The organism is Pseudomonas sp. (genome assembly GCF_036387035.1).
Classification (GTDB): Bacteria; Pseudomonadota; Gammaproteobacteria; order Pseudomonadales; family Pseudomonadaceae; genus Aquipseudomonas.
On sequence record NZ_DASVUM010000170.1, the window covers coordinates 1 to 18,982 of the forward strand.

13 protein-coding genes are annotated in these 18,982 nt (G+C 60.9%); 8 read left to right on the forward strand and 5 right to left on the reverse strand.

Annotation, left to right across the window (positions count from 1 at the left end; translation table 11 throughout):
* From rplI to VF672_RS16390, 6 genes are all read left to right on the forward strand, one after another.
* The coding region (gene rplI, locus VF672_RS16365) for a 50S ribosomal protein L9 (protein WP_331105612.1) at positions 1 to 229 on the forward strand (229 nt) is incomplete at its 5' end.
* Positions 230 to 352: 123 nt separating this feature from the next.
* On the forward strand, positions 353 to 1,750 hold the full coding sequence (gene dnaB, locus VF672_RS16370) for a replicative DNA helicase (RefSeq protein ID WP_331105613.1): 1,398 nt from the start codon (positions 353 to 355) through the stop codon (positions 1,748 to 1,750).
* Positions 1,751 to 1,886: 136 nt separating this feature from the next.
* Positions 1,887 to 4,187 carry a YgiQ family radical SAM protein gene (locus VF672_RS16375; protein ID WP_331105614.1) on the forward strand — a complete coding sequence of 767 codons (2,301 nt, stop codon included), beginning with the start codon at positions 1,887 to 1,889 and terminating at the stop codon, positions 4,185 to 4,187.
* Between the two features lie 232 nt (positions 4,188 to 4,419).
* Positions 4,420 to 7,713 carry a transglutaminase family protein gene (locus VF672_RS16380; protein WP_331105615.1) on the forward strand — a complete coding sequence of 1,098 codons (3,294 nt, stop codon included), beginning with the start codon at positions 4,420 to 4,422 and terminating at the stop codon, positions 7,711 to 7,713.
* 136 nt (positions 7,714 to 7,849) lie between these two features.
* Positions 7,850 to 10,351, forward strand: coding sequence for a circularly permuted type 2 ATP-grasp protein (locus tag VF672_RS16385; protein ID WP_331105616.1), 2,502 nt, complete (start codon positions 7,850 to 7,852; stop codon positions 10,349 to 10,351).
* Complete coding sequence (locus tag VF672_RS16390; RefSeq protein WP_331105617.1) at positions 10,351 to 11,247, forward strand: transglutaminase family protein; 897 nt, start codon at positions 10,351 to 10,353, stop codon at positions 11,245 to 11,247. Before VF672_RS16385 ends, VF672_RS16390 begins: the two co-directional genes overlap by 1 nt.
* A gap of 157 nt (positions 11,248 to 11,404) precedes the next feature.
* Here the strand turns inward: VF672_RS16390 and VF672_RS16395 are convergent, their stop codons facing one another.
* Positions 11,405 to 11,632, reverse strand: a complete 228-nt coding sequence (locus VF672_RS16395) for a hypothetical protein (protein WP_331105618.1) — start codon at positions 11,630 to 11,632, stop codon at positions 11,405 to 11,407.
* Between the two features lie 423 nt (positions 11,633 to 12,055).
* On the opposite strand from VF672_RS16395, the gene azu reads away from it, so the two are divergent.
* Entirely contained in the window at positions 12,056 to 12,502 is a 447-nt protein-coding gene (gene azu, locus VF672_RS16400; protein WP_331105619.1) for an azurin, read from the forward strand.
* Positions 12,503 to 12,504: 2 nt separating this feature from the next.
* Here azu and VF672_RS16405 read toward each other — a convergent pair whose 3' ends face one another.
* The 4 genes from VF672_RS16405 to VF672_RS16420 all read right to left on the reverse strand — a co-directional run bounded on the left by VF672_RS16405 (position 12,505) and on the right by VF672_RS16420 (position 17,219).
* Positions 12,505 to 13,530 (reverse strand): DUF1338 domain-containing protein, encoded by a 1,026-nt coding sequence (locus tag VF672_RS16405; RefSeq protein ID WP_331105620.1) that lies wholly within the window; start codon positions 13,528 to 13,530, stop codon positions 12,505 to 12,507.
* Between the two features lie 162 nt (positions 13,531 to 13,692).
* On the reverse strand, positions 13,693 to 14,520 hold the full coding sequence (gene nadE, locus VF672_RS16410; RefSeq protein WP_331105621.1) for an ammonia-dependent NAD(+) synthetase: 828 nt from the start codon (positions 14,518 to 14,520) through the stop codon (positions 13,693 to 13,695).
* Between the two features lie 60 nt (positions 14,521 to 14,580).
* Positions 14,581 to 15,780: a nicotinate phosphoribosyltransferase gene (gene pncB, locus VF672_RS16415; protein ID WP_331105622.1), complete on the reverse strand. Its 1,200-nt coding sequence runs from the start codon at positions 15,778 to 15,780 to the stop codon at positions 14,581 to 14,583.
* A gap of 533 nt (positions 15,781 to 16,313) precedes the next feature.
* Entirely contained in the window at positions 16,314 to 17,219 is a 906-nt protein-coding gene (locus tag VF672_RS16420; RefSeq protein WP_331105623.1) for a LysR family transcriptional regulator, read from the reverse strand.
* Between the two features lie 156 nt (positions 17,220 to 17,375).
* On the opposite strand from VF672_RS16420, the gene VF672_RS16425 reads away from it, so the two are divergent.
* Positions 17,376 to 18,866 carry an aldehyde dehydrogenase family protein gene (locus VF672_RS16425; RefSeq protein ID WP_331105624.1) on the forward strand — a complete coding sequence of 497 codons (1,491 nt, stop codon included), beginning with the start codon at positions 17,376 to 17,378 and terminating at the stop codon, positions 18,864 to 18,866.
* Positions 18,867 to 18,982 lie beyond the last annotated feature (116 nt).

Below are 18,982 nucleotides of genomic sequence, written 5' to 3' on the forward strand. Positions count from 1 at the left end.
TGAGCTGGAAGTGACTATCACTGCCACCGCCGGTGACGAAGGCAAGCTGTTCGGTTCGATCGGCACCCACGACATCGCTGATGCACTGACCGCCTCTGGCGTTGAAGTTGCAAAAAGCGAAGTTCGTCTGCCGAACGGCACCATCCGCAACGTTGGCGAATTCGACGTAGCCGTGCACCTGCACAGCGACGTAGAAGCAACCGTACGCGTTGTTGTGGTGGCTGCTTAAGCAGTACGTGATCGTCTGGCGACTTGCTCGCCAGAGGATTAACATCGGGCACGATCCTGTTTACAGGTCGTGCCCTTTGTCTTTCTGTACCCTGGTTTTCAAAACCCCTGATTCTGAGTGGTCATGAACGATATCTCCGCCCCCGAGCAATATGATCTGCAAACCGCTGCCCTGAAGGTGCCGCCGCACTCCATCGAGGCCGAACAGGCTGTGCTCGGTGGTCTGATGCTGGACAACAACGCCTGGGAGCGCGTGCTTGATCAGGTGTCGGATGGCGATTTCTATCGTCATGACCACCGTTTGATATTCCGCGCCATCGCCAAGCTGGCGGATCAGAACCAGCCGATAGACGTCGTGACCCTGGCTGAGCAACTGGACAAAGAGGGGCAGACCTCACAGGTCGGTGGCTTGGGCTACTTGTCCGAGCTGGCAAAGAACATCCCGTCTGTTGCCAACATCAAGGCATACGCCCAGATCGTTCGTCAGCGCGCGACGCTGCGCCAGTTGATCGGCATCAGCACCGAGATCGCCGACAGCGCGTTCAACCCGGAGGGGCGTACGGCTGAAGAGATCCTCGACGAGGCGGAGCGGCAGATCTTTCAGATTGCCGAAGCGCGGCCCAAGACGGGCGGCCCGGTCAGCGTCAATGACCTGCTGACCCGGGCGATTGACCGCATTGATACGCTGTTCAACATCGGCGACGGCATTACCGGCCTATCCACTGGCTACGCCGACCTTGATGAAAAAACCAGCGGTCTGCAGCAATCGGACTTGATCATCGTCGCCGGCCGTCCATCGATGGGTAAGACCACCTTCGCGATGAACCTGGTTGAAAACGCAGTGCTGCGCAGCGACAAGGTGGTGCTGGTCTATTCGCTGGAGATGCCGGGCGAATCGCTGATCATGCGTATGCTTTCGTCGCTGGGCCGCATCGACCAGACCAAGGTGCGTTCCGGTCAGCTCGATGACGACGACTGGCCGCGCCTGACCTCGGCGGTCAACCTGCTCAACGATCGCAAGCTGTTCATCGACGACACGGCGGGCATCAGCCCGTCGGAGATGCGTGCGCGCACACGCCGTCTGGTCCGTGAGCATGGCGAAATCGGCATGATCATGATCGACTACCTGCAGTTGATGCAGATCCCTGGCTCAAGCGGCGATAACCGGACGAACGAGATTTCGGAGATATCTCGTTCCCTGAAAGCGCTGGCCAAAGAATTCAATTGCCCGGTGGTCGCGCTCTCCCAGCTCAACCGCTCCCTTGAGCAACGCCCCAACAAGCGCCCGGTGAACTCCGACTTGCGTGAATCCGGAGCGATCGAGCAGGACGCCGACGTCATCATGTTCGTGTACCGGGATGAGGTGTATCACCCCGAGACCGAACACAAGGGCATCGCTGAAATCATCATCGGCAAGCAGCGGAACGGCCCGATCGGGTTTATCCGGCTGGCCTTCATCGGCAAGTACACCCGCTTCGAGAACCTCGCGCCGGGCAGTTACAATTTTGATGATGATGAATAAACAGGGCTGTGCACCGCGATTGATGCCGATCGCAATTCCGACCTGCGTAGTCGGATTTGATCAAAATTTGTGCTATTCTCCGCGCCCGCGAATTTCCCCGTGAAATCGCCCCCTGACACGAACACTGGTCATCGATATGCAAGCAGCCAAGCCGTTATTTGACTATCCGAAGTACTGGGCCGAATGTTTTGGCCCCGCGCCTTTCCTGCCAATGAGCCGGGAAGAAATGGATCAGCTTGGCTGGGATTCCTGCGACATCATCATTGTCACGGGCGACGCCTACGTCGATCACCCCTCGTTTGGCATGGCAATCATTGGCCGGCTGCTGGAGTCGCAAGGCTTCCGCGTCGGGATCATTGCGCAGCCCGACTGGAAGTCAAAAGACGACTTCATGAAGCTCGGCGAGCCGAACCTGTTCTTCGGCGTGGCTGCCGGCAATATGGATTCGATGATCAACCGTTACACCGCCGACAAAAAGATTCGCTCCGACGATGCTTACACGCCCGGCGGTATGGCGGGCAAGCGTCCTGATCGCGCGAGTCTCGTCTATAGCCAGCGCTGCAAGGAAGCCTACAAGAACGTGCCCATCGTTCTGGGCGGGATCGAAGCGTCGCTGCGCCGCATCGCGCATTACGACTACTGGCAGGACAAGGTTCGCAACTCGATCCTGATCGACGCTTGCGCCGACATCCTGCTGTACGGCAACGCCGAGCGCGCCATCGTCGAAGTGGCGACGCGCCTGTCCTATGGCGAAACGATCGAGAGCATCACGGACGTGCGTGGCACGGCGTTCATTCGTCGCGACACGCCGGAAGGCTGGTACGAAGTCGACTCCACGCGTATCGACCGGCCGGGCAAGATCGACAAGATCATCAACCCGTACGTGAACACTCAAGATACCCAGGCCTGTGCCATTGAGCAGGAAAAGGGCGACGTCGAGGATCCGAACGAAGCGAAGGTCGTGCAAATTCTGGCCAGTCCGCGCATGACCCGCGACAAGACGGTCATCCGTTTGCCGTCGATGGAAAAAGTGCGCGGCGACGCGGTTCTGTATGCCCACGCCAACCGCGTATTGCACCTGGAGACCAACCCCGGCAACGCCCGTGCCTTGGTCCAGAAGCATGGCGAGGTCGACGTCTGGTTCAACCCGCCGCCCATTCCGATGACTACTGAAGAGATGGACTACGTGTTCGGCATGCCTTACGCGCGTATTCCTCACCCGGTATACGGCAAGGAAAAGATCCCGGCCTACGACATGATCCGCTTCTCGGTGAACATCATGCGTGGCTGCTTCGGCGGATGTACGTTCTGCTCGATCACCGAGCATGAAGGCCGGATCATCCAGAACCGTTCCCACGATTCGATCATTCGCGAGATCGAAGAAATCCGTGACAAGGTCCCCGGCTTCACCGGCGTGATTTCCGACCTCGGCGGGCCGACGGCGAACATGTATCGCATCGCCTGCAAGAGCCCGGAAATCGAATCGGCGTGCCGCAAGCCGTCGTGCGTGTTCCCCGGCATCTGCCCGAACCTGAACACCGATCACTCGGCTTTGATTCAGCTGTACCGCAGCGCCCGTGAACTGCCTGGCGTGAAGAAAATCCTCATCGCCTCCGGTCTGCGTTATGACCTGGCCGTCGAATCGCCCGAGTACGTCAAGGAACTGGTGACGCACCACGTCGGCGGCTATTTGAAGATTGCGCCCGAGCACACCGAAGAAGGTCCGCTCAACCAGATGATGAAGCCGGGCATCGGCAGTTACGACCGCTTCAAGCGCATGTTCGAGAAGTACTCCAAGGAAGCGGGCAAAGAGCAGTACCTGATTCCCTACTTCATTGCGGCGCACCCGGGCACGACCGATGAAGACATGATGAACCTCGCGCTGTGGCTCAAGGGCAATGGTTTCCGCGCTGATCAGGTGCAGGCGTTCTATCCGTCTCCGATGGCCAGTGCGACGGCGATGTATCACTCCGGCAAGAATCCGCTGCGCAAGGTCACGTACAAGAGCGATTCGGTCACCATCGTCAAGAGCGAAGAGCAGCGCCGTCTGCACAAGGCGTTTCTGCGCTACCACGATCCGAAGGGCTGGCCGATGCTGCGTGAAGCGCTGGAGCGTATGGGCCGTGCCGATCTGATCGGGCCGGGCAAGCATCAGCTGATTCCGCTGCATCAGCCGGAGACCGACAGCTACCAGAGCGCGCGTCGCAAGAATTCGACGCCGGCAGGTAGCCACAAGGTCGCCAAGACCACCAAGATTCTGACGCAGCACACCGGCTTGCCTCAGCGCGGCAGCGACGGCAGCAAGCCGTGGGACAAGCGTGAAGAGGCCAAGGCCGCAGCGGCGGCTCGTAACAAGCAGGCAGCCAAGGATCGCTCGGATGCGGCCAAACCCGGCAAAGGCAAGAAGCCAACGCGTCAGCCGGTGTTCCCGCGCTAACGCCTTTCGGTCCGACAAAACGCCAGCTTTCGAGCTGGCGTTTTGCATTCCAGCGCAAATAACCCCACCCGCCTCATTTCCGTGCGACCCTTGCACCATTCGTTGAGGCGGGCGCGATTTTGGTGCCGTGCCTGGCTGCGCAAGCATCCTCCACGCCGCAGGCGCCTGAGTTGCCGGGGTGGCATAAGTCTTGCGCAGCTCCGTTACCGTCCAGGCTCGCAGGAGGCACGCCGTGTCGATTCACATTGCCTTGCACCACGTCACGCATTATCGCTACGAACGCGCGGTAGAGCTGGGTCCGCAAATCGTGCGCTTGCGCCCGGCCGCTCACAGCCGTACGCGCGTGTTGTCGTACTCGCTCAAAGTCTTGCCTCAAAACCACTTCATCAACTGGCAACAGGACCCGCAAGGCAATTACCTGGCGCGGTTGGTGTTCCCGGAAAAGACCGACGAGTTGCGCATTGAGGTGGACCTCGTTGCCGAGATGGCGGTGTTCAACCCCTTCGATTTCTTCCTGGAGCCCTACGCCGAGAAGATTCCGTTTACCTATGCCCGTGAAGAACATCACGAGCTGCAGCCCTATCTGGAAAAGCTGCCGCTGACCCCCAGGTTTCAGGCGTATCTGGACAGCATCGACCGCACGCCGATTCCGGCCATCGATTTTCTGGTGGGCCTTAACCAGCGTCTGGCCAATGACATCGGTTACCTGATCCGCATGGAGCCGGGCATTCAGACGCCGGAGTTCACCCTCGAAAACGCCTCAGGCTCCTGCCGTGATTCGGCGTGGCTGCTGGTGCAGTTGCTGCGTCACTTGGGCCTGGCGGCGCGGTTTGTTTCCGGGTACCTCATCCAGCTCAAGGCCGATGTCAAAGCGCTGGATGGACCGTCCGGCACTGACGTGGATTTCACCGACCTGCATGCCTGGTGCGAGGTGTATCTGCCGGGCGCTGGCTGGGTGGGCCTTGACGCAACCTCGGGCTTGTTTGCCGGTGAGGGACACATTCCGCTGGCCTGCAGCCCCGAGCCCTCTTCGGCGGCGCCAATCAGCGGGATGGTCGAACCCTGCAAAACCGAGTTCAGCCACGAGATGTCGGTGCAGCGTATCTGGGAGGCGCCGCGCGTCACCCAGCCCTACACCGAAGAACAGTGGGTGGACATTCAGGCGCTGGGGCGTCAGATCGACCGCGATCTGCTGGCCGACGACGTGCGCCTGACCATGGGCGGCGAGCCTACGTTTGTGTCCATCGACGACCGTGACGGCGATGAATGGAACACCGCCGCGCTGGGTCCGAAAAAGCGTTTGCTGTCGGCCGAGTTGTACCAGCGCATGCGTGAGCATTACGCGCCCCAGGGCATCGTGCATTTTGGTCAGGGCAAGTGGTACCCCGGTGAGCAATTGCCGCGCTGGTCGTTGAACTGCTTCTGGCGCCGGGACGGGCAGCCGGTGTGGCGCAACAACGCACTGGTGGCTGACGAAACTCGGGATTATGGCGCCGACAGCGAGATGGCTGGCAGCTTCCTGCGCAGCGTTGCCGAGCGACTTAAGGTGCCCACGCGCTACGTTTTCCCGGCCTATGAAGACAGGTTCTATTACCTGTGGCGCGAGGGTGCCCTGCCTAAAAACGTCACCGCCGATGGCTCGCGTCTCGAGGACCCCCTTGAGCGCGCGCGCCTGCGCAAGGTGTTCTCCCAAGGGCTGGACACGGTCATTGGCCACGTTCTGCCGCTGGCGCGCACCGCCGCCGATGATCACTGGCAGAGCGGCCGCTGGTACTTGCGTGACGAGCACTGCCGTCTGGTGCCGGGGGATTCCGCGCTCGGCTATCGTCTGCCGTTGGCCTCGCAACCTTGGGTCAAGGCAGCTGAATACCCTTATATCCACCCGACCGACCATAACCAGGCCTTTGCCGAACTGCCCGATCGTGACGAGGTGGGGTCACGACTGGATAACCTGTCGGAGCAGGCCGCCCCGAGCGCCGACCGCGAGCCCGAGATCGACGAGTCGGCCGACTGGCTGACCCGCACCGCACTGAGTGCCGAGGCGCGAGACGGGCGTTTGTACCTGTTCATGCCCCCGCTGCAATCCCTCGAGGCCTACCTGGAACTGGTCGCGGCGATCGAAGCGACGGCGGGGGACATGGGCTGCCCGGTATTGCTGGAAGGTTACGAGCCGCCGAGCGATCCGCGTTTGGCGAACTTCCGCATCACGCCGGACCCTGGCGTCATCGAAGTGAACGTGCAGCCGTCGTCGACGTGGGACGAACTGGTCGAACGCACCGAGTTTCTCTACGAACAGGCGCGCCAGACGCGGCTCACCACTGAGAAGTTCATGATCGACGGGCGCCATACCGGCACGGGCGGGGGCAACCATTTTGTCCTTGGAGGCGCGACGCCGGGCGACTCGCCATTTCTGCGTCGTCCGGACCTGCTGCGCAGCCTGTTGAGCTACTGGCATAACCATCCCTCGCTCTCCTACCTGTTCTCCGGGCTGTTCATCGGTCCGACCTCGCAGGCCCCGCGTGTCGATGAAGCGCGCAATGACTCGTTGTACGAGCTGGAAATCGCCTTTTCGCAGATGCCCGAGCAGGGCGAAGACTGCGCGCCGTGGCTGGTGGACCGGCTGTTGCGCAACCTGCTGATCGACGTGACAGGCAACACCCATCGCGCCGAGTTCTGCATCGACAAGCTGTACTCGCCCGACGGCGCCACCGGCCGTTTGGGCTTGCTGGAACTGCGCGCATTCGAGATGCCGCCGCACGCGCGGATGAGCCTTGCGCAACAGTTGCTGCTGCGGGCGCTGGTCGCGCGTTTCTGGCGCGAGCCCTACGCACCGGCGAAACTGGCGCGCTGGGGGACCGAGCTGCATGACCGCTTTATGCTGCCGCACTTCATCGAGCAAGATTTTGCCGACGTCATCACAGAACTCAACAGCGCCGGGTACCCGGTACGCGCGCAGTGGTTCGCAGCGCATCTGGAGTTTCGCTTTCCGAAAGTCGGCGACTACGCCGTGAGCGGCATCGAGCTGGAGTTGCGTCAGGCGCTGGAGCCTTGGCACGTGTTGGGCGAGGAGGGCGCAGCGGGCGGGGCGGTTCGTTACGTGGACTCGTCGCTGGAGCGTTTGCAGCTGAAAGTCACGGGCTTACCGCCGCAGCGTTACATGCTCACCTGCAACGGCGTGCCGGTACCGCTGCAGCCGACCGGCCGGGTGGGCGAGTTCGTCGCAGGGGTGCGTTACCGCGCCTGGCAACCGACCAATGCCTTGCAGCCGACGATTCCGGTGCACGCGCCGTTGGTTTTCGACATCCTCGACACTTGGATGCAGCGCTCGCTGGGGGGCTGCGAGTATCATGTCGCCCATCCTGGCGGGCGCAATTACGAAACCCTTCCGGTGAACGCCAATGAAGCGGAGAGCCGGCGCCTGGCGCGGTTCTTCCGGGTAGGTCACAGCCCCGGAAAGCTGGACGTTCCGGTACTGACCCTCAACGATGAACTGCCGATGACCCTGGACCTGCGCCTGCATCGGTAGCGCGCCGGCGACCTCACGTGGGGTCAGGTCGCCGTGTCGCACACTCAAAACGTGGAAAGTGCCTCTGCGTGTCATGTTGTCTGCGCTAGTCTAAGCGCTGTTGATTCGAGTCCTCTTGTTGTCTGCCGAGCCTTCCATGCCTGACCTGCTTGACCAATATCCGCTCACGGCGGGTACCTATCACGAGATGCTGGATGCCAGCGGCGCCGTTCGGCCGCATTGGCAGCGTCTGTACGAGCACCTCCAGCGCAGCACGCCTGCGCAGCTCATTCAGCGACAGGCGCTGCTCGCGCGGCAGATTCAGGAAAACGGCGTCACCTACAACGTTTACGCAGACCCCAAGGGTGCCGATCGGCCCTGGGAACTGGACATGCTGCCCCACGTGATTCCACTCGAAGAGTGGCAGCCACTGGCGGCCGGCATTGCTCAGCGCGCGCGTTTGCTCAACGCCGTGCTGGCCGATCTCTACGGCCCCCAAAAGTTGATCGCTGAAGGCCTGGTGCCGGCAGAACTGGTCTTCGGCCACAACAACTTCCTCTGGCCATGTCAGGGCATGACGCCGCCCGAAGGAACCTTCCTGCATATGTATGCGGTGGACTTGGCGCGGACACCCGATGGTCGTTGGTGGGTCACCGCCGACCGGACCCAGGCGCCGTCGGGTGCAGGTTACGCGCTGGAAAACCGGCTGATCGTGTCGCGGGCGTTTCCCGAGCTGTACCGCGACCTGGAAGTCCAGCACCTGTCGAATTTCTTCCGCTCGTTGCAGGAAACCCTGGCGCGCCAGGCCCCCACCAGCCACGAAGCACCGCTGGTGGTGCTGCTGACGCCCGGGCGTTTCAACGAAAGCTATTTTGAGCATCTTTATCTGGCGGGGCAGTTGGGCTATCCGCTGGTTGAAGGTGGGGACCTGACCGTTCGCGACGCGACGGTTTACCTCAAGACTCTCAGCGGGCTGCGTCGTGTTCACGCGATCATGCGTCGTCTGGACGACGATTTCTGCGATCCACTTGAGCTGCGCACAGACTCCGCACTGGGCGTCCCGGGCTTGCTGCAAGCGGTGCGACAGGGGCGGGTACTCGTCGCCAACGCGCTGGGCAGTGGCGTGCTGGAGTCGCCGGGGCTGCTGGGATTTCTGCCGAAAATCAACGAGCACCTGTTTGGCGAAGAACTGCTGTTGCCATCAATCGCCACGTGGTGGTGCGGCGAGCCGCCGGTGCTGGCGCAAGCCCTGGAAAAACTGCCTGAGCTGCTCATCAAACCCGCGTTCCCGTCCCAAAGCTTCGCCCCGGTATTCGGCCGCGATCTGAGCGATGAGGAACGCCAGGCCCTGGCTGCGCGCATGCAGGCCCGGCCTTATGCCTACGTTGCGCAGGAGCTGGCGCAGTTATCCCACGCACCGGTCTGGCAGGGCGAGGACAGCCAACTGCAACCCCGTGCCATTGGCATGCGCGTGTACGCGGTCGCCACTGCCGATGGCTACCGCGTCCTGCCGGGCGGATTGACCCGGGTGGCCGCCGATGCCGACGCCGATGTGGTGTCGATGCAGCGCGGCGGGGCGAGCAAGGACACCTGGGTTTTGGGAGAGCGGCCGCTGGGCAGCGAACCCTGGAAGAATCGTCACTCGCTGGGCGTGCACGACCTGATACGCCGCGATCCGTATCTGCCGTCGCGGGTGGTGGAAAACCTGTTCTGGTTCGGCCGCTACTGCGAGCGATGCGATGACAGCGCGCGCCTGCTGCGAATCATGCTCACGCGCTATGTCGACGGCGATGATCCGGTTGCCCTGCAAGCCTCGGTCGAGCTGGCCGAACGGCTGAATCTTTTGCCGCTTCAGGACGAAGAAGAGCCGAGCGAGCTGCATGAGCGTCTGCTCGAAGCGTTGCTGGGTGCCGATTGGCCGTTCAGCCTGCGCTCCAACTTGCAGCGCTTGCAGTGGGCGGCGTCGCAGGTGCGCGGCAAGTTGTCCCGCGAGAACTGGCAAGCGCTGGTGGAATTGCAGCGCGAGGCGATGAGCCTGGAGACCGAGACCCCTGATTTCGGTGAGTTGCTGGATTTTCTCAACCGTCTGGTGATGTCGCTGGCGGCGTTGTCCGGGTTTGCCCTGGACGACATGACCCGCGACGAGGGCTGGCGCTTTCTGATGATCGGACGGCGTATCGAGCGCTTGCAGTTTCTATGCACGTCGCTGGCGGCGTTCCTGCAAAGCGAGGCGGTGTTCCATCAGGATGCGCTGGACGGGCTGCTGGAACTGGGAAACAGCGGCATCACCTACCGCTCGCGTTACCTGGCGGTGCCGCAGCTTATCCCGGTACTCGATTTGCTGGTGCTGGACGATCAAAACCCCCACGCGGTGTTGTTTCAGCTCAAATTGGTAGCGCGCTCGATCAAGCGCATGAACGAGGAATTCGGTGTGCCCCAGGACAACAGCCTCCCGGCCCTGATCCAGCGGCTGATGGCCTTTGATCCGGGCTGCCTGGAAGAGGGGTTGTTCGGCAAGAGCAGCGTCAAGGCGGCGCTGCACGGGCTGGCGGATTTGCTGCAAACGATCGGCGACACCAGCGGTCATGTGTCCGACCGGCTTGCGCTGCGTCACTTTGCCCACGTCGATGATGTCAGTCAGCGCACGGTGTCGGTTTGATGAACAGCGCCCACTATCAGGTCCTTCACGACACGCACTATAAATACGACAGCCCGGTTTCCCTGGCGCAGCAACTTGCGCACCTGTGGCCGCGACGCAGCCCATGGCAGCGTTGTCTGGAGCAGCATCTGGTCATCAGCCCCACCCCGACCACACGCCGAGACGAGCTGGACGTGTTTGGCAATCCGTTGACGCGCCTGGCGTTCGAACGTCCCCACGACGAGCTGCAGGTCAATGCGCGCTTGCGCGTTGAGGTGGTGGAACGTCCGCGGCTGGATTTCAACGCGTCGGCTTCCTGGAATGAGGCGCAGCACAGGCTGACCTACAGTGCGTCAAGCATGCCGCCGGATATCCTCGATGCTTGCCGCTATCGCTTCGAATCGCCTTACGTTCACTTGAAGCAGACCTTTGTGGAGTTCTCAGCCAGTTGCTTTCCGGCAGGGCGGGCGATGCTGCTGTGCGCACAGTCGTTGATGGAGAAGATATTCGAGGAATTCACGTTTGATGGCGAGGCGACCCAAGTAGCGACGCCGCTGGTGCAGGTGCTGGAAACCCGCCGTGGCGTTTGCCAGGACTTTGCCCACTTGATGCTGGCGTGCCTGCGCTCGCGCGGTCTGGCAGCACGGTACATAAGCGGCTATCTGCTGACTCAGCCGCCGCCTGGCCAGCCACGATTGATCGGCGCCGATGCTTCCCATGCGTGGGTGTCGGTGTTCTGCCCGGAGCTGGGTTGGGTGGATTTCGATCCGACCAATAACGTTCAGCCTGCGCTTGAACACATCAGTCTGGCGTGGGGTAGGGATTTTTCTGACGTGTCGCCGCTGCGGGGCGTGATTCTGGGAGGCGGGAGCCACGACCCGGAAGTGCGGGTGACCGTGATGCCGATTGCGGGATAGGCGGACGGTGATGTCGCCGGGGAGCTAGTCGCACTTGCCGTGACGTGCTATCAGAGGGTGTCAGCCAATGGATGGATCATGGCGAAAATCCTATGGCGAGCGAGCTCACTCCTACAGATTTTCGCGTTCATCCATCCCGTTGCGCTGAATCAGACGATCACTCAGCAGGCTTTTCTTCGGCCGAGCCGTTTACTGCGGCGGAGCCTTCTTCGGTAGCACGCTCAACATCAGTGGAGCCTTCGGCGTTTTCACCGTCTGCGACTTCACCTTCTCCAGCCAGTGCTTCAGCCTTCTCGGCCTGCTTGCGCTGTGCTTTTTCCTCTTTCTTTTGCTCTTTGGCCAGATCACGTTGGCGTTTGGCGAAGGAATAGTTGGGTTTGGCCATGGGCAGTCCTCGAGGCAGACAATAAGTCAGCACATTCTGCCTGAGAATGCTGCAAACCCGGCGTGGTATTTTTCCCACGCACTCATCGATGTATTCAAACGCCCGGCGGTACAGGTCTTAGCCGCAGGACACACGGCGGTCATACACGCCGTAATCCTGGCTGGTACGGTCGTAATTGCCGGATGCGCCACAGGCGTAAGCGGCAAGGAGGCTGCGGAAAATACTGGAAAGTTGCATGGGATCGTCCTGAAGGTGGGTGACAGGGCGATCTTATGCAGCCATCGTAGCGCTGACTGTTTGATTGTCTCGATGGCCCTGATAGAGGCTGCCCAGACGGGTTTGGTAATAACGGTTGATAAATTGTTTCAATTTAGGGCAGTCTTTGTATACAAAATCTAAGGCTACCCCACCAGGAGACGCACCATGATTCGCAAGCTTGTCGCTGCATCCGTTCTGATTTTGGCCAGTGGGCACCTGCTGGCGGCCGAATGCTCGGTCGAGGTCGATTCCACCGATCAGATGTCCTTCACCACCAAAGCCATTGAAATCGACAAGAGCTGCAAGCAGTTCACCGTCAATCTGAAACATTCGGGCAGTCTGCCGAAGGCCGTCATGGGCCATAACCTGGTCATCAGTAAAGAAGCTGATATGCAGCCCATCGCGACCGACGGGCTGAGCGTCGGCATTGAGAAGGATTACCTGAAAGCGGGCGACACCCGGGTGATTGCCCACACCAAAGTCATCGGCGGCGGCGAGACGGATTCGGTGACGTTTGATGTCTCCAAGCTGGACCCGGCCGAAAAATACGGCTTTTTCTGCTCGTTCCCCGGCCACATCGCCATGATGAAAGGCACCGTCACGCTGAAGTGAAATCAGGCCTGCTTTGAGTCGGTCATCTTGAAGATGCCCTGCGCATTGCTGCTGTCGAAATTGAGATCGATCTTGCCGTTGTCAGGGTCGATCTTGCGCTGAATGAATTCCACGAATGAGCCCGGCACCTTGTGCGCCACAACGGCGCCCTCGGCGTTCAACAGCCCTCGGCTCACGGTGCATGCTTTGTAGGCGGTCTGCATGACCCTCCCCGAACCAGACACCTCGATGCTGTCCTTCATGGGCCGCTCCAGACGATTCTGCTCTGCCACCGTGGCCTCCAGGTCCACGACCCGATCGGTCAGGTGATTGAAGCTGTTGCCCTCGGTGGCGATCCAGGCCATCTCCGCGCTTTCGCGAAGCAACTGGCGGTAATCATCTTCTCGGACGACGCCGTGCTGGCGACCAAACGCACGATACAGCGCCGGGAGCAGGCGGGTGGCTTCGGCGACACTGCAGTGCCGGGTCGTGCGCAAGCGGCTTAATATGCTCAAGTCTTCAGGGCCCAACGGGTCGCGGCTCGAACCGACGACACGCCCGACGGCGTCTTGAAACGCCTGGCTGAGACGTCCCGGGTGCAGCTCGGAAACGAAGAACTGGGCGATATCTTCCGGCAGGTCCATCTGGCGATAGCCCCAACCGGTCATGTTCAGTTTGGTCAGCGGGTAGGTGCGCACATCGGTGAAGCCCAAGGGCTCCAGCAGTCGCGAGAATGCCAGACGCCCGCGCGGCAGCTCGCCGTTGTCCGCCCAATCGACGGTGCGGATGGCGCCATGGTCAAAGACGACTTTGCGGCCACCCTCAACTTGCTCGTCCACGTAACGACGCCCATCGGGCACTGCGTCCACCAGTTTGTGAAACAGGCACAGGTTCAACGCTTCGGCGAGCCAGACGCGATGGATTGCTTCGTCAGACCAGGAAAACCCGCCCAGCGCCTGCGGCACCTCGACACGGTGTTCGAGCCATGTCGCAGCGGGCTCGCCCACGGTGGACGCAACGAGTGTGAAAAGGCCTTGGAAAGCAGTCATCGATAGCGGCTCTGGGCAGGAAGTCAGAGCGCTATGTAAGCCCCGATGGCGAGCGCCATCAAGCGAAAAGAAATAACGGGTTCATTCCGTTTTTGAATGCAGCGTTACAGTCGCCCGATGGGCTTTTATTCAAAGCCCATCGGGGCGTAACCCTACCGCAGCTTAGGGCGCGTAGGGCAGGTCCCGTTTGTGCTGGGTCTTGTGGTAGGTGCTGACAATAATCTCGGCGGTTTCCTGCTTCACGGGCTCGCCATGCAGGAAGGCATCGATCTCTGCATAGGTGATGCCGTGCGCCGCTTCGTCCGGTTTGCCGGGGGTCAACTCTTCCAGGTCGGCGGTCGGGACCTTTTCCACAAGATGCTCCGGCGCGCCAAAGCTGCGCGCAATTGCACGAACCTGATGCTTGACCAGGCCGCTCAGCGGGGCGAGGTCGCAAGCACCGTCGCCGAACTTGGTATAGAAGCCCATCACCGCTTCAGCCGCATGGTCAGTGCCGATCACCAGACCGCCCTTCACGCCGGCGATGGCGTACTGGGCAACCATGCGGGCACGGGCCTTGATGTTGCCTTTGACGAAGTCGACCGTACTGGCGGGCTGGCCCTCGAAAGCCTTGATCTGCTCGACCATGGCTTTGACCGAGGGCGCGATGTCCACGGTATAACGCTCGTCGGCATTAATGAAATCCACCGACGCGGTCGCTTCGCTTTCGTCTTGCTGAATGTGATACGGAAGGCGCACGGCGATGAACGTGTAAGCGTTATCGCCGGTGCTTTCGCGCAGCTCACGGATGGCACGCTGGGCCAGCAGGCCTGCGGTCAGCGAGTCGATGCCTCCGCTGATGCCCAGTACCAGCGACTTCAGACGGGCGTTTTGCAGGCAATCCTTGATGAACTGCACGCGACGGCTGACTTCCGCCTGCAGCGCTTCGTCATTGGCAAAAGGCGGCTGGACATTGAGCTGCCGGGCGATTTCGCGCTGTACGTCTTGCATGGTTGACTCCTTGAGCAATAAAGGAATGGCATGGAAATAGAGCAGCGTTCGGTGCTCGACTCAGGCTGGCACCTTGAACACGTGGCGCAGATAGGACACGAACTCCGGGTCCTTGCACTGGGTTTTGCCAGGCTCGTCGGAAATCTTGGCAACAGGCTGACCAGCGCACGCGGTCATTTTCAGCACGATGCTCATCGGCTGAATGCCGGGTATGTCCGCTGTGAGATTGGTGCCGATACCGAAGCTGACATTGATGCGACCACGCAAGGCGCGGAATATCTCCAGCGCTTTGGGCAGATTCAGCCCGTCGGAGAACACCAGCGTTTTACTCATTGGCTCGATGCCCAGCTTTTGATAGTGCCGGATGCATTTTTCGGCCCATTGCACAGGGTCGCCCGAGTCGTGACGCAGGCCGTCGAAGAGCTTGGCGAAAAACAGATCGAAGTCATTCAGGAAGGCATCGGTGGTGATGCAATCGGTCAGTGCGATACCCAGCAGGCCACGGTATTCGCGCACCCAGCAGTCAAGGGCGGCGATCTGGCTGTCGATCAGGCGCGGGCCGAGTTGCTGGTGCGCCATGATCCATTCATGGGCCATGGTGCCCAGAGGCTTGAGGTCGAATTTGCGCGCGAGATGCACATTGCTGGTGCCGACAAACTGGCCGGGGAAGTCCTTTTTGAGCACTGAAACGACGTCTTCCTGCACCGCGTAAGAGAAGCGGCGGCGCGTGCCGAAGTCGGCCACTTTCAATTCCGCCAGCTCATCGGCCGTGGCAGTTGCGGTCAGCCAGTCGAACTTGCGGTACAGCTGATCGCGGGCCTGGGCCAGCAGGGTTTCCGGGTTGCGATGGCGGTTACGGACTTCGCTGACGATGGCCAGAACGGGCACTTCGAAGAGAATCACGTGCAGCCAGGGGCCGGAAAGACGGATGCAGAGTTCATCGTTTTCGATGGTGGTCTGCACGTAGCGAAGGTTGAAGCGGAACAGCCCGAGGAAGCGCAGGAAGTCGGGCTTCATGAAATTGATGCGTTCGAGAAAACCCGTCTCTTCGACACTCAGCGACAGGTCGCACAGCTGCTCGATCTGATGACGGATTTCAGTCAGATACGGCCTGAGGTCTTCACCGTTGCGGCAGCGAAACTCCCACTCCACTTCGACGTTGGGGTAGTTGTGCAGCACGGCCTGCATCATGCTCAGCTTATAGAGGTCGGTATCGAGCAGATTCTGCACGATGCGATCCGCGAAAGCGCTCTCACTCATTGTGTCGCTCCAGCCAGCAGCGGCCGCCAAAATGCGGCCCGGGGATTCAAGTGGGTGTCGCATACAACCTTGCGGTAGCGCTGTGGCGGTACGTCCGGTTTGTTTTTGACGATGGGCGACATAATGCCAGTCGTCGTGGAAGAGGGGCAGAAATGTTTCAGCGGCTGGCTGCGTGCGGTTCGCAGGACAGGCTCGAACTCCAATCCAGGCGCTGGCCTGAACTCCAAATGTGGGACCGGCTTTAGCCGGGAAGGCGTCGGTGGTTACACCGCAGATTTGATCGTGCGCAAACTGGCCTCTTCCCGGCTGAAGCCGGTCCCACTAAAAGCATGACGTGTATCCAATGGGGCTGGCTGGACCCCAACGTGTGGGACCGGCTTTAGCCGGGAAGGCGTCGGTGGTCACACCGCAGATTTGATGGTGCGCAAACGGGCCTCTTCCCGGCTGAAGCCGGTCCCACTAAAAGCATCGCGTGTATCCAGTGGGACTGGCTGGAGCCCAACGTGTGGAACCGGCTTTAGCCGGGAATGTCTTCACTGCGGCGTCGGCTCGTTGAGCTGTTCGAGCATCCATTCCACGAACACGCGAATCTTGGGCACTTCCGCGGCGTGCTCGGGGTACGCCAGGTAATACGCATCGTGGCTGGGCAGGGCATGGGGCCATGGAATCACCAGCTTGCCGTCGGCCAACTCTTCTTCAACCAGAAACCGGGGCAGCAGCGCAACGCCGCAGCCCACTTGCGCTGCACGAATACACATATAGATCGTTTCGAAGCGCGGCCCGTGGTAGCTGTGCTCGGTCTGGTAGCCCTGACTGTCGAACCAGTCGTGCCAAGCCTGCGGCCGGTGCGCGCTTTGCAGCAGGACCAGATCAGTCAGTTGTGTCGGGTCTTTGAAGGGTTGGTCGGGCAGGCTGCCGGGGGCGCAGACGGGGATCAGCTCTTCACTGAACAGCTTCACACTCTCGGCGCCAGGCCGGGCGCCACCGCCGAAATAAAACGACAGGTCGCAACGGCTTTGCGCCAAATCATCGCTTTCCTGCTCGTTTACGAGATCCAGATGGATATGCGGATGACGCAGCCGCCAGCCTTTCAATCGCGGCACCAACCACCGCGCGCCGAAGGTCGAGGGCGTCGACACGCGCAGGACTTCGGTTTCGCCCCCGTAGGAACGCAGGAAGTGCGTCGACATTTCCATCTGCGTGAGCACTTTGCGCACCTCGCCCAGGTACAGCGCGCCCGCTGGCGTCAGTTGCAGGCGCCGTCTGACCCTTCGGAACAACAGGTGCTGCACCAGTTCTTCCAGCTGTGCGACCTGCTTGCTGACCGCGCTTTGCGTGAGGTTCAGCTCCTCGGCCGCGCGGGTGAAACTCAGGTGACGGGTCACCGCTTCAAAACATTGCAGCGCGGTAACCGACGGGAGATGGCGTTTACTCAGCATATTCAGCTCGTTCAGCGTCAGCATGAAAAAACGGAATGATATCTCGCTTAATCGTCGTTTGTTGTGGTGTCTGCAGCCAGCTATTACTAGAGGCTGACGAAATAACCGAAATTTGGCATTCCACTTTTGCGTTCACGATCAGTTTCAGGAGAAACCATGCTCAACGATCTGCTTACCCGACTCGGTATCGATGCCGCGCTTTATCAACAGGGCGACAAGCCTGTTTACACGCCGATCGATGGCAGCCAGGTTGCGTCGGTGAGCTGGGAAGGTGCGGCCGAGGTCGAGCAGCGCATCACCCGCGCCGACCACGCATTCGAAGCCTGGCGCAAGGTGCCTGCGCCGCGTCGCGGCGAGCTGATCCGTCTGTTCGGTGAAGCGTTGCGCAAGCACAAGGCTGACCTCGGCGAGCTGGTGTCTTGGGAAGCCGGCAAGATCACTCAGGAAGGGCTGGGCGAAGTGCAGGAAATGATCGACATCTGCGACTTCGCCGTCGGCCTGTCGCGTCAGATGTACGGCCTGACCATCGCTTCCGAGCGCCCGGGCCACCACATGCGTGAAACCTGGCATCCGCTGGGCGTGGTCGGCGTTATCAGCGCATTCAACTTTCCTGTTGCCGTCTGGTCATGGAACACCGCCCTGGCGCTGGTCTGCGGCAACTCGGTGATCTGGAAACCGTCAGAAAAGACCCCGCTCACTGCACTGGCTTGCCAGGCGCTGTTCGATAAAGTCGCTGCCGAATTTTCAGATGCTCCCCCGTACCTCACCCAATGCATCGTCGGCGGCCGCGAAGCGGGCGAGACGTTGGTCGATGATGCCCGCGTCGCGCTGATCAGCGCCACCGGCAGCACGCGCATGGGCCGCGAAGTGGCGCCGAAGCTCGCCGCACGTTTTGCTCGAAGCATTCTGGAGTTGGGCGGTAACAACGCGATGATTCTGACCCCGAGCGCCGACCTGGATCTGGCGGTGCGCGCGGTGCTGTTCAGCGCTGTTGGCACGGCGGGCCAGCGCTGCACCACGCTGCGCCGTCTTATCGCGCATGAGTCGGTGAAGGTGGAATTCGTTGAGCGCCTGAAAGCGGCCTACGCCAAAGTGCGCATCGGTCATCCGCTGGAAGGCAACCTGGTCGGTCCGCTGATCGACAAGCAAAGCTACGAGAACATGCAGGAAGCGCTGGAACAGGCACTGAGCGAAGGCGGCAGGGTGTTCGGTGGCAAGCGCCAACTGGAAGATAAATTCCCTAACGCTTACTACGTCTCGCCGGCGATCGTCGAGATGCCGGAGCAGAGCGATGTGGTGCGCAGCGAAACCTTCGCGCCGATTCTGTACGTGGTCGGCTATGAGGCGTTCAGCGAGGCGGTACGGCTGAACAATGACGTGCCACAAGGGTTGTCTTCCTGCATCTTCACCACCGATGTGCGCGAGGCCGAGCAATTCATTTCGGCACTGGGCAGTGATTGCGGCATCGCCAACGTCAACATTGGCCCGAGTGGTGCAGAGATCGGTGGCGCGTTCGGCGGCGAGAAAGAGACCGGCGGCGGCCGCGAATCCGGTTCGGATTCCTGGAAAGGCTACATGCGTCGCCAGACCGCCACCGTGAACTACTCCCGCGAACTGCCGCTGGCGCAGGGCATCACGTTTGATTGATGGTTTGTGCAGGAGCGTGGCTGGTCCCTTGATCTGGAGCGCAGCGGCAGTGATTCGGATGGTCGGGGGTTTGTCTGAATTAGCTGATTAAGACTGAATGACGACTGCGATGCAGC

Excerpts from the sequence above, each read along its gene's own strand:
- dnaB (WP_331105613.1), top strand. The coding sequence starts at position 353 with ATGAACGATATCTCCGCCCCCGAGCAATATGATCTGCAAACCGCTGCC.
- VF672_RS16425 (WP_331105624.1), top strand. The coding sequence starts at position 17,376 with ATGCTCAACGATCTGCTTACCCGACTCGGTATCGATGCCGCGCTTTAT.
- azu (WP_331105619.1), top strand. The coding sequence starts at position 12,056 with ATGATTCGCAAGCTTGTCGCTGCATCCGTTCTGATTTTGGCCAGTGGG.
- pncB (WP_331105622.1), bottom strand. The coding sequence starts at position 15,780 with ATGAGTGAGAGCGCTTTCGCGGATCGCATCGTGCAGAATCTGCTCGAT.
- VF672_RS16420 (WP_331105623.1), bottom strand. The coding sequence starts at position 17,219 with ATGCTGAGTAAACGCCATCTCCCGTCGGTTACCGCGCTGCAATGTTTT.
- VF672_RS16405 (WP_331105620.1), bottom strand. The coding sequence starts at position 13,530 with ATGACTGCTTTCCAAGGCCTTTTCACACTCGTTGCGTCCACCGTGGGC.
- VF672_RS16375 (WP_331105614.1), top strand. The coding sequence starts at position 1,887 with ATGCAAGCAGCCAAGCCGTTATTTGACTATCCGAAGTACTGGGCCGAA.
- VF672_RS16385 (WP_331105616.1), top strand. The coding sequence starts at position 7,850 with ATGCCTGACCTGCTTGACCAATATCCGCTCACGGCGGGTACCTATCAC.
- VF672_RS16390 (WP_331105617.1), top strand. The coding sequence starts at position 10,351 with ATGAACAGCGCCCACTATCAGGTCCTTCACGACACGCACTATAAATAC.
- VF672_RS16395 (WP_331105618.1), bottom strand. The coding sequence starts at position 11,632 with ATGGCCAAACCCAACTATTCCTTCGCCAAACGCCAACGTGATCTGGCC.
- nadE (WP_331105621.1), bottom strand. The coding sequence starts at position 14,520 with ATGCAAGACGTACAGCGCGAAATCGCCCGGCAGCTCAATGTCCAGCCG.